At 36.0% G+C, this 10,772-nt stretch carries 9 protein-coding genes; all 9 read left to right on the top strand.

Annotated elements, in window-relative coordinates; genetic code table 11:
* Positions 1–96: 96 nt before the first annotated feature.
* Positions 97–489 carry a GxxExxY protein gene (locus EG242_RS09945; protein ID WP_124899729.1) on the top strand — a complete coding sequence of 131 codons (393 nt, stop codon included), beginning with the start codon at positions 97–99 and terminating at the stop codon, positions 487–489.
* Positions 490–939: 450 nt separating this feature from the next.
* A complete protein-coding gene (locus EG242_RS09940; protein WP_124899728.1) occupies positions 940–1,641 on the top strand; it encodes an ABC transporter ATP-binding protein in 702 nt (233 codons plus the stop codon).
* A complete protein-coding gene (locus tag EG242_RS09935; protein ID WP_124899727.1) occupies positions 1,634–2,881 on the top strand; it encodes an ABC transporter permease in 1,248 nt (415 codons plus the stop codon). Before EG242_RS09940 ends, EG242_RS09935 begins: the two co-directional genes overlap by 8 nt.
* A 1-nt stretch (position 2,882) precedes the next feature.
* Entirely contained in the window at positions 2,883–4,151 is a 1,269-nt protein-coding gene (locus tag EG242_RS09930; RefSeq protein ID WP_124899726.1) for an ABC transporter permease, read from the top strand.
* A 128-nt stretch (positions 4,152–4,279) separates the two neighbouring features.
* Complete coding sequence (locus EG242_RS09925) at positions 4,280–5,377, top strand: efflux RND transporter periplasmic adaptor subunit (protein ID WP_124899725.1); 1,098 nt, start codon at positions 4,280–4,282, stop codon at positions 5,375–5,377.
* Between the two features lie 73 nt (positions 5,378–5,450).
* Positions 5,451–6,806: a TolC family protein gene (locus EG242_RS09920; protein WP_124899724.1), complete on the top strand. Its 1,356-nt coding sequence runs from the start codon at positions 5,451–5,453 to the stop codon at positions 6,804–6,806.
* A complete protein-coding gene (locus EG242_RS09915; protein WP_124899723.1) occupies positions 6,806–7,084 on the top strand; it encodes a hypothetical protein in 279 nt (92 codons plus the stop codon). Before EG242_RS09920 ends, EG242_RS09915 begins: the two co-directional genes overlap by 1 nt.
* A 119-nt stretch (positions 7,085–7,203) precedes the next feature.
* Complete coding sequence (locus EG242_RS09910) at positions 7,204–9,411, top strand: patatin-like phospholipase family protein (RefSeq protein WP_235831896.1); 2,208 nt, start codon at positions 7,204–7,206, stop codon at positions 9,409–9,411.
* Between the two features lie 184 nt (positions 9,412–9,595).
* On the top strand, positions 9,596–10,753 hold the full coding sequence (locus tag EG242_RS09905; RefSeq protein WP_124899722.1) for a homogentisate 1,2-dioxygenase: 1,158 nt from the start codon (positions 9,596–9,598) through the stop codon (positions 10,751–10,753).
* The last annotated feature ends 19 nt before the right edge of the window (positions 10,754–10,772 follow it).

Genomic DNA, 10,772 nt, shown 5'->3' with positions numbered 1-10,772 from the left:
TGTATTCGACAGAAATATTAACAACCTAAAAATTAATCTCGTTTAATAATGCACTATGGGTATAAATTATTAAAAACCAATCATATATATTAGAATATGCAAGAAAATTATTTATACACAGAAGTCACCGAAGAAATTATTAAAGCTTTCTATAAGGTTTATAATCGTTTAGGGTACGGTTTTCTCGAAAAAATATATGAAAATGCAATGTTTATAGAGCTTCAAAGCAGTGGATTGTTAGTAGAAAAACAAAAAAGCATCAAGGTATTTTACGAAGGAAATGAAGTAGGGAGCTATTTTGCTGATTTGGTCGTTAATAATCTTATTATTATTGAATTAAAGGCTTCTGAATACTTATCTAAAGAACATGAATATCAGTTGATTAATTATTTAAAAGCAACGGATATGGAAGTAGGATTATTGTTGAATTTCGGAAAAAAACCTGAGCTTAGAAGAAAAGTGTTTTCTAATGAATATCCACACACATAAGTTGTTTTTTAAGAACCATTCAATCAGCATTATCCGAGAAAAGCAATAGCACGCAGATGAAACAGATTTTGCAGACTATAGGTTTATCACGTAAAGAGTGAAGATAAAAGATCATAACTAATCAACGTTATCAGCGTTCAAATAATAACACGCAGATAACGCAGATTATAGGACTATCAAGTAAAGAGAGTGAAAAAACTCGATCGCGCGGATTTCAAATCGTGCTATTAAAAACAACAGCCTCTTTACGAACGTATTGAGGCTGTATTTTTATAATACTTTACTGTTATTGTACATTTAATAGTTTCGACTTTTATAAAACTAAAACAAAAAACACCATAGCTATTGTAACGTTTTACAAAAAAACAATACCTACTTTATAAATTACTATTAAAGAGATAATTGTTTTGGCACAAAGCAGTATCTTTAAAATCATTAAAAACCATAATTATGATAGAAATAAAAGACCTTCACAAATCGTATCAAATGGGAAAAAATGCACTGCATGTTCTCAAAGGAATTAATTTCAATGTAAAAGAAGGCGAGTTTGTTTCTATCATGGGAAGCTCTGGTTCGGGCAAATCTACTCTTTTAAACATTATAGGTATTTTAGATGAAGCCGATGAAGGTTCGTACATTTTAGATAATGTGCCTATTAAAAACCTGAACGAAACCCTTGCATCGCAATATCGTAACAAATTTCTGGGATTTGTTTTTCAATCTTTTAACCTTATCAATTACAAAACCGCGTTAGATAATGTGGCGTTGCCGTTGTATTACCAAGGTATGGCGCGTAAAGAACGCATGGAACGATCTATGCATTATCTGGAAAAAGTAGGTTTAGCAAACTGGGCAAAACATTTACCTAATGAACTTTCGGGCGGACAAAAACAGCGTGTGGCAATTGCACGTGCATTGGCATCGGATCCTAAAGTTTTGTTGGCAGATGAACCTACGGGAGCTTTAGATACAAAGACTTCGTACGAGGTTATGGATCTGATTCAGCAGATTAACGACGAAGGTAAAACGGTTTTAGTGGTAACTCACGAACCCGATATTGCCGAAATGACCAAACGTATCGTTTTCTTAAAAGACGGACAGATAGAATCGGATAAATTGGTAAACCAGATAAGAGCATCGCAATATGTTTAGCATCGAACGCTGGCAAGAAATATTTGAAGGGCTTTATAAAAACAAGCTCCGAACTGCTTTAACAGGCGTTTCTGTTTCATCGGGAATCTTTATTTTGGTGATTCTTCTCGGTGCCGGAAACGGAATTCAGAACGGAATTCAAAAACAATTCGAAAAAGATGCAACCAACCAGGTTTCGGTTTGGGCAGGAACAACAAAGAAAGAATATAAAGGATTGGGCGTTGGCAGACAAGTGCAGCTACGCAATAGCGATTACGACTTAGCCACTAATTTATTTAAAGATTATATTGAATACAAATCGGCAATTTTTTCGGTTTGGAGCGGAAACATCGTTTATAAGGAAGAAACCGGAAATTACAGGGTAGAAGGCGTTCATCCCGATTATCAGTTTATCGAAAATGCTTCCATAGTTAAAGGTCGATTTATTAATCATTCTGATAATTTAAACTTCGAAAAAAATGTAATTATCGGTAAAAAAGTAGAAATCGATCTTTTTAAAAACGGCAAAGAATCTTTAGGCGCAGAATTGAATGTTTCTGGAATGATCTACAAAGTGGTTGGTGTTTATACCGATCCGGGTGGCGAACGTGAAGAAAGCCGAGTTTTTATTCCAATTTCTACCGCACAAAAAGCATATAGTGCTGGCGACAGCATACGCAGTATGTCTTTTACACTTAAAACCAGTGAAAATTTTGATACCGCTGTGGCAGAATCGAATGAATTTACTCAAAAACTAGAAACGTTTTTAAAAGCACGGCATACAATTGCACCAGATGACGATGGAGCAGTTTTTATCAACAATTCTTTAGAACAAGCAAAGAACATCTACATTATAACGGGTGGCGTACAAGCGTTTTTTTGGTTTGTGGGAATTTGTACCATAATTGCCGGTGTAGTAGGTGTAGGTAACATTATGCTGATTATTGTTAAGGAACGAACCAAAGAAATCGGGATACGAAAAGCGTTGGGCGCTTCGCCTTTTTCAATCATTACTATGATTTTGCAAGAAGCTGTTTTTATAACCGTTATTGCAGGTTTTTCGGGACTTATTTTCGGTTTGGTTGTTTGGGAAGTGGTAGCGCCGTATGTGGAAGCTGATTTCTTTACCCGACCTGAAGTAGATTTTAACGTGGCACTTACCACACTGATTATATTGATTGTTGCCGGGGCATTTGCTGGATTTGTTCCTGCATACCGTGCCGCGAAAATTAGACCAATTGTAGCATTAAGAGGAGAATAGTATGTTTAGCAGAGATAAATGGAATGAAATTATAGAGGCGCTTTCTGCCAATCCGTTCAGAACGCTGATCACTGCATTCGGAGTTTTCTGGGGAATTTTTATCCTGGTAATTCTTCTTTCTGCAAGTCAGGGTCTGCAAAACGGTATTAAACGGCAAATGGGCGGCTTGTCAACTAATACCATGTTCATGTGGACGCAGGCAACATCAAAACCATATAAAGGTTTACCGCAAGGAAGAAATTTCAATTTTAAAAACCCCGATGTTGATGCGTTGAAAAGAGACATTGACGGTCTGTTGTATGTATCGCCACGAAATCAGTTAGGCGGTTTCAGGGGAAGCAACAATGTGGTTCGTGGTACAAAAACCGGAGCATATAACGTTTATGGCGATTACCCGGAATTTATCCTACAACAGCCAATGAACATTCTTAAAGGTCGATTTATTAATTACGGCGACATTGCAAACAACCGCAAGGTAACTGTAATTGGCGAAGGTGTTATCAGGGAATTGTATGCACCAGGCGAAGAAGCTTTGGGGACGTACATTAAAGTTCAAGGTGTTAACTTTTTGGTAGTCGGCGTTTATAAAAGTATTTCGAACATGGGTGGCGATGCCGAAGAAAGTCAAAAACAATTGTATATTCCTTTTACAACCTTTCAGCAAGCCTTTAATTATGGCGATATTGTGGGTTGGATGACAATTACTGCGCAAGACGATAAACCAATTACCGATTTAAAAGAAGATATTTTTAAGTTCTTAAAAAACCGTCATACCGTAGATCCTACAGATGAAAGAGCCATTGGGCATTTTGATTTGTATCAGGAATTTAAAAAAATCAACGGCTTATTTTCAATCTTAACGGCGGTTTCCTATTTGGTAGGTGGCTTAATTCTGTTCTCGGGCGTTATCGGTATCATAAATATCATGCTGATCATAGTTAAAGAACGAACCCAAGAAATAGGAATCCGTAGAGCGTTAGGTGCCACGCCGGCTGTGATCATAAAACAAATTTTGACCGAATCGGTTGCGCTATCGCTGATTGCTGGTATGGCAGGAATTATTTTTGCATCGGTTGTGCTTTGGTTGATAAATTTTGGATTAGAGCAAGCTCCAAACAGCGACCAAATTCCAATTGTAAATCCAAGTGTAAATTTAGGTGTAGTGGTAATTGCATTGTTAATATTAGTAGTATCGGGACTTTTAGCAGGATTAATCCCGGCGATTACAGCTATTAGAGTAAAACCGATTGATGCATTAAGAACGGAATAGAATCAAGAATAAAGAGGAAAGAATAAAGAGGAAAGAAAATAGAATATAGAGAATAAAAGAGTATTCTAATAAACGAATCAACAAATCAACGATTAAATAAATCAACGAATAAACAAATAAAAATATATATGAAAAAAGGTTGTACCATTTCAATTTTAGTCTTTTTAGCGATAGCTTTTGCAGGGGCATTATTTTGGTTGTATCAAAAAAACGCACAGCCGCCAGTAGTTTATGAAACAGAGAAAGCCGAAGTTAGATCGATCTCTAAAAGCACCGTTGCTACAGGAAACATCAACCCAAAAGAAGAAGTATTAATTAAACCGAATATTTCAGGAATTATCGATGAAGTCTATGTAGAGGCTGGCGATTACGTAAAATCGGGCGATTTGCTTGCAAAGATTAAAGTAGTACCAAATGTATCAAGCTTAAACTCGGCAAACAATCAGATCAGTACAGCAAAAATCGATTTAGAAAATCAAAGAAAAGTGTTCGAACGTCAAAGAACATTGTTCAATAAAGGTGTTATTTCTGCCAACGATTTCGATACTGCCGAAACAGCGTACAAGCAATCGCAACAAACCTATAATGCAATGGTTCAAAGTGCCGAAATTATCAGAACTGGTACAACAAGCGGAATGGGTAATATTGCGCAAACCCTTATTCGTTCTACGGTTTCGGGTATGGTTCTGGATATTCCTGTTAAAAAAGGAAATCAGGTTATCGAAGCAAATAATTTTAACGAAGGAACTACCATTGCGAGTTTGGCTGATGTTGGTAACATGATTTTTGAAGGAAAATTAGATGAGTCTGAAGTAGGAAAAATCAAGTTGGGGCTTCCGTTAGAAATCACCGTTGGTGCCATAGAAAACAAAAAATTCGATGCTGTCTTAGATTATATTGCTCCAAAAGGTGTAAACGAAAACGGCGCCATGCAGTTCCCAATTAAAGGTACGTTGGTGAATAAAGACGATACCTTTATTAGATCGGGTTTAAGTGCCAATGCGTCAATCATCCTTTCAAAAGCCGATAATGTTTTGGCGGTAAAAGAAGGTTTGGTTCAGTACGACGAAAAAACAAAAAAATCATTTGTTGAGGTGTTGGTTGGCGAGCAAAAATTTGAACGTCGCGATGTGGAATTAGGCGTTAGCGACGGTATTTACGTGGAAATTAAAAAAGGAATTACCAAGAACGACAAGATTAAAGTTTGGAATCAGATTAAAAAGTAGTTGATCGTTGATTTTGTTGAATCGCTGAATCGGTTAAACAAATCAACATTTAAACAACTAAACAATTTAAAACATGAAAATAATATCAAAAATAATTATTGCGATTTGTGTTTTTTGGACAGGAAATTCGTTTGCCCAGAAAAAATGGACGTTAGAAGAATGCGTGGCACATGCCATTGACAACAACGTGTCTATAAAACAGATAGAATTAGACAATAAACTGGCAGAAATCGATATAAAAGATGCGTTCGGAAATTTCCTTCCAAACCTAAATGCAACCGCATCGCATTCGTGGAACGTAGGTTTAAATACCAATATTACAACGGGAATTCTGGAAAATCAAACCACGCAGTTTACGTCAATGGGTGCGTCGTCTGCTGTTGATATTTTCAAAGGATTACAAAATCAAAACCGCTTTAGAAAATCAAAACTGGCATTGATTTCCTCACAATATCAACATTTAAAAATAGAAGAAGATGTAGCCTTAAACGTAGTAAATGCGTATTTGCAGATCTTGTTCAACAAAGAAAATCAAAAAGTTCAAAAACAGCAGTTTCAAACCGATAGTTTACAGTTAGTAAGATCCGAAGCTTTGGTTGATGCCGGTATGATTCCAAGTGGCGATTTGTTTGATATGAAGGCTACTTTGGCGACCGATAAACAGCGAATGATTCAAGCAGAATACGCGTTGATTGTATCAAAAATGAGTTTGGCACAACTGCTTCAAATGGAAGATTTCAAAGATTTTGATATCGCCGATGTGGAATATGAATTTGAACCGACGACGATTTTGTTGGAAACTCCGGAATCGATCTTTCAAAAAGCGCGTTTTGAACGTACCGAATTAAAGATTGCCGAAAACAATGTAAAAATTGCCGAGAAAGATGTGGATATTGCTAAAGGTGCAAATCTACCGTCGTTAACCGGATTTTACAGTTTCAGCTCGCGTGTTTCGTACGCTAAAATTCCCGATGGAAGAGGTGGCGAAATTAACCCGATGCCGTTTTTTGATCAGTTAGATATGTATAAAGGTCATAGTTTTGGCGTGCAGTTAAATATTCCTATTTTCAACGGCTTTGCAGCTAAAAACAATATTGAACGCAGTAGGGTAAATTTGGAAAAAAACCGACTTACGTTTGAACAAACCGAATTGGATTTGGAACGAAACATTTACACAGCCTATTCTGATGCAAAAGGAGCAATGGAAACCTATTTGGCAACCGAAGAAATGTTGAAAGCGCGTGAAGAAGCTTTTCGCTATACCAAAGAACGTTACGAAAACGGAATGGCAACGGCGTTTGATTACAATCAGTCGCAAACGCTTTTGGTAAACACACAATCTGATTTATTGCGTACAAAATACGATTATTTGTTCCGCACCAGAATATTAGAGTTCTATTTTGGTATTCCGATTATTCAGAGAAATTAATGATTAGCAAGAAGTTTTTAATAGTTTCATTACTAACGATTGTTTTATTCAATAACAACTGTTATGCGGAAGGACAAGCAGGAATTTCCGATATTATAAATTTCACTAATTCAGTTTTTATTGTTGTTCAGATCTTAGTTTTTACTCTTTTAGGTGGAATTATCTTCCGTTTTATACTCAAGAAGTTTAAACCGGAAATTAGTGATAGAAATGTAATTGCGTTTACAGCTTCTTTTTTACTTACACTATTGATTATGGTTATTACAGAAAATAAATGATAGATAAGCTTCCTACATCGGAAGCTTTTTTTTGTAACATACTTTAGCATTTGGTAATACGGTTGCTTCAATTTTTTGCTTAAATTTGATGAGCACCAAAAACCAAAACCTAAAAAACCATGATGAAACTTTTTCTTGGATGCTTGTTACTATTTACGGCATGCACTTCAGCTTTTGCTCAAGAAAATCAACGACCTAAAGTTGGTTTGGTATTAAGTGGTGGTGGGGCAAAAGGCTTGGCGCATATAGGTGTTTTAAAGGTGTTAGAAGAGCAAGGTGTTAAGTTCGATTATATTGGCGGAACCAGTATGGGTGCTATTATTGGCGGTTTGTACGCGTCAGGTTACACCGCTTCACAGTTAGACTCTATCTTTAAATCGGTTGATGCCGATGCACTTTTGCAGGATTATATCCCTAGAAATTCAAAATCGTTTTATGAAAAACGAAACGATGAAATTTATGCGTTACAGCTTCCGTTTGATGATTTCAAAATAGGCAGTCCCGTATCGCTTTCCAAAGGAATGTACAATTACAATCTGCTAAACAAACTGTTGGCACACGTACGTTACGAACACGATTTTTCTAAACTTCCCATTCCATTTCTTTGCATTGCAACGGATGTTGTTACGGGCGAAGCTGTTGTGTTGGAAAAAGGAAATCTACCGCAGAGTATTTTGGCAAGTGGTGCATTTCCGTCGCTTTACACACCTGTAGAAATTGGTGATCGTTTGTTGATTGATGGTGGTGTGGTTAATAATTATCCCATTCAGGAGCTTCGTGATAAAGGTATCGACATAATTATTGGTGTTGATGTGCAAGACGGTAAAAAGGATCGCGAAAACTTAAAAGGTGCTTTAGATATTTTAATGCAGATTGCCAATTACGGCATGTACGGTGGCATGGAAGAGAAGAAAAAGCAAACCGATATTTATATTAAACCCGATATTTCTACTTTTTCGGTAGTAACTTTTGATAAAGGAAACGAAATCATTCAAAAAGGAATAGCAGCTGCCAAAGAAAAAATACCGCAATTGCAACAAATCAGCAGTAATTACAAAAAACCAAACTTGCCCGATTATATGTTTAACGATGATATTCATGTACATTCGGTTAGTATGAACAAGTTAAAAAACTACAACAAAGATTATGTTTTTGGTAAATTGGGTTATTTTAAAGACGAATGTGTATCGTTTGATAGATTAGAAAACGGTATCACCAATTTAAACGCCACCCAGAACTTTAGCGGAATTTCGTATCATTTTGAAAAAACCGATGAAGAAGGAGACAATTTAGTTTTGAATTTGAAAGAAAATACAGTAAATCGTTTTTTAAAATTTGGTCTGCATTTCGATAATCTTTATAAAAGTGCAGCATTAGTCAACGTTACACAGAAAAAATTACTTTTTAAAAATGATTTGGCATCGCTCGATTTTATTTTTGGCGATAACATTCGATACAATTTTAATTATTTGGTAGATAACGGTTTTCGTTGGAGTTTTGGCGCACAAAGTCGTTTCAATAAATTCAAATACAACGCAAAACCGTACGAAACAGGAGTTGTGCCTCAAGAATTACTTGGTTTTGATGTTTTTAATACCGATTGGAACGATCTAACAAACCGCTTGTATCTGCAAAATTATTATAACGATAAATTTGTAATTGGTTTAGGATTAGAGCATAAATATCAAATAGTAGATATCGCAAATTTAAATTTGCAGAAAAGCTGGTTAGACAACAGCCATTACATAAGTCCGTATTTTACTGTTGTTTTAGATACTTATGACAACAAGTATTTCCCAACCCGAGGCGTTAATTTTAATGCCGAAGTGAAGCACACCATTATTTCATCCGACTATAACCAAAACTTCGAACCTTTTACCCAAATAAATGGAGAATTAGGAACGGTTAAAACATTTTTTGATCGAGTTTCAATAGAAGCAAAAGCCGATGTTGGTTTAACAATTGGTAGTGTTCCATCTACAAACATGAACTATTTCTTGGGTGGGTACGGCTTTCAATCCATATCAAACATAAAACCTTTTTACGGCTACGACTTTTTAAGCCTTAATTCAAACACCTATCTTAAAGCACTTTTACGGGTAGATTATCGCTTTTACAAAAAGCATCATTTAAATTTTACCGCAAATTATATGTATTTAAAAGATGCTATGTTTCAGTACAACGATTGGTTAGAATTGCCTATAAATTCAGGTTACGCATTAGGATATGGCTTTCAAACCGTTGTTGGTCCGCTAGAAATAAAACAATCGTATTCGCCCGAAGTAAAGATTCATTATACCTGGTTTAGTTTAGGATTTTGGTTTTAACTTTTACTTAAAATAAGCTTCTTTTATTTTATCTGAAAATTTATAATTCAAAAAATAGTTTTTATATTTGTTAGGTATGAAAACATGGCAAGGATTATTATCAAAACTTAAATACTTCATTAAGCGGAATCCCGAATGAAGAAGGCAGTGCTATGCTTTTACTATTAATTAAAAACTAAGAAATATGCCTTTATATCATAAATTAGGAAAAATTCCACACAAACGCCACATACAGTTTCGTAAGCCTAACGGCGATTTTTATTATGAGCAGTTGTTTGGTACTGTTGGTTTCGATGGAATGTCGTCTAACATGTATCATGAACAACGCCCAACGCAAGTAAAAGAAATTAAAGGATCTTACAGTGTTGCGCCAAAAATTGCACGTGCAAATAATATACAATCGTACCGTTTGCGCGGTTTTCAGGTTCCAAAAACAGCAGATTTTTTAGAAAGCCGTAAAGCCGTATTAACAAACAGTGATTTAACCATTGTTTTGGCTGCGCCTTCAGATAAAACTCAAGATTATTTTTATAAGAATACTGATGCCGATGAGTTGATTTTTATTCACAGAGGAACCGGTAAATTGCGCACCATTTTAGGAAATTTAGATTTTAAATATGGTGATTATTTATTGATTCCGCGCGGAATTATTTATAAAATAGATTTTGATACAGACGATAACCGTTTGTTTATCGTAGAATCGCGCCGACCAATTTATACGCCAAAACGTTACCGTAACTGGTTTGGTCAGCTATTAGAACATTCGCCATTTTGCGAACGCGATATCCGCCGACCAGAAGAATTAGAAACCTACGATGAAAAAGGCGATTTTTTAATTAAAGTTCGCAAACAAGACGAAATCTTCGATATGGTTTACGCATCACATCCGTTTGATGTTGTTGGTTATGATGGATACAACTTCCCGTATGCATTCTCAATCCACGATTTTGAACCGATTACAGGTCGTATTCACCAGCCGCCACCGGTGCATCAAACTTTTGAATCTGATGCGTTTGTAGTGTGTTCGTTCGTTCCGCGTTTGTATGATTATCATCCGGAATCTGTTCCAGCTCCGTACAATCACAGTAATATTGATTCTGATGAGGTTCTTTATTACGTAGATGGTGATTTTATGAGTCGTAACGATATCGAAGCCGGTCATATTTCCTTACACCCAGCAGGAATTCCACACGGACCACACCCAGGTGCAATGGAGCGAAGCATAGGCAAAGTAGATACACAAGAATTAGCCGTTATGGTTGATACCTTTAAACCTTTAATGGTTACAGAAGAGGCCATGAAGATAGCTGATGAGCAGTACTATCAATCATGGTTAGATTAATTTTACAAAACTAAATACA

This window comes from Paenimyroides viscosum (genome assembly GCF_003858535.1).
Lineage (GTDB): Bacteria > Bacteroidota > Bacteroidia > Flavobacteriales > Flavobacteriaceae > Flavobacterium > Flavobacterium viscosum.
This window is presented reverse-complemented; position numbering and strand designations above follow the sequence as displayed.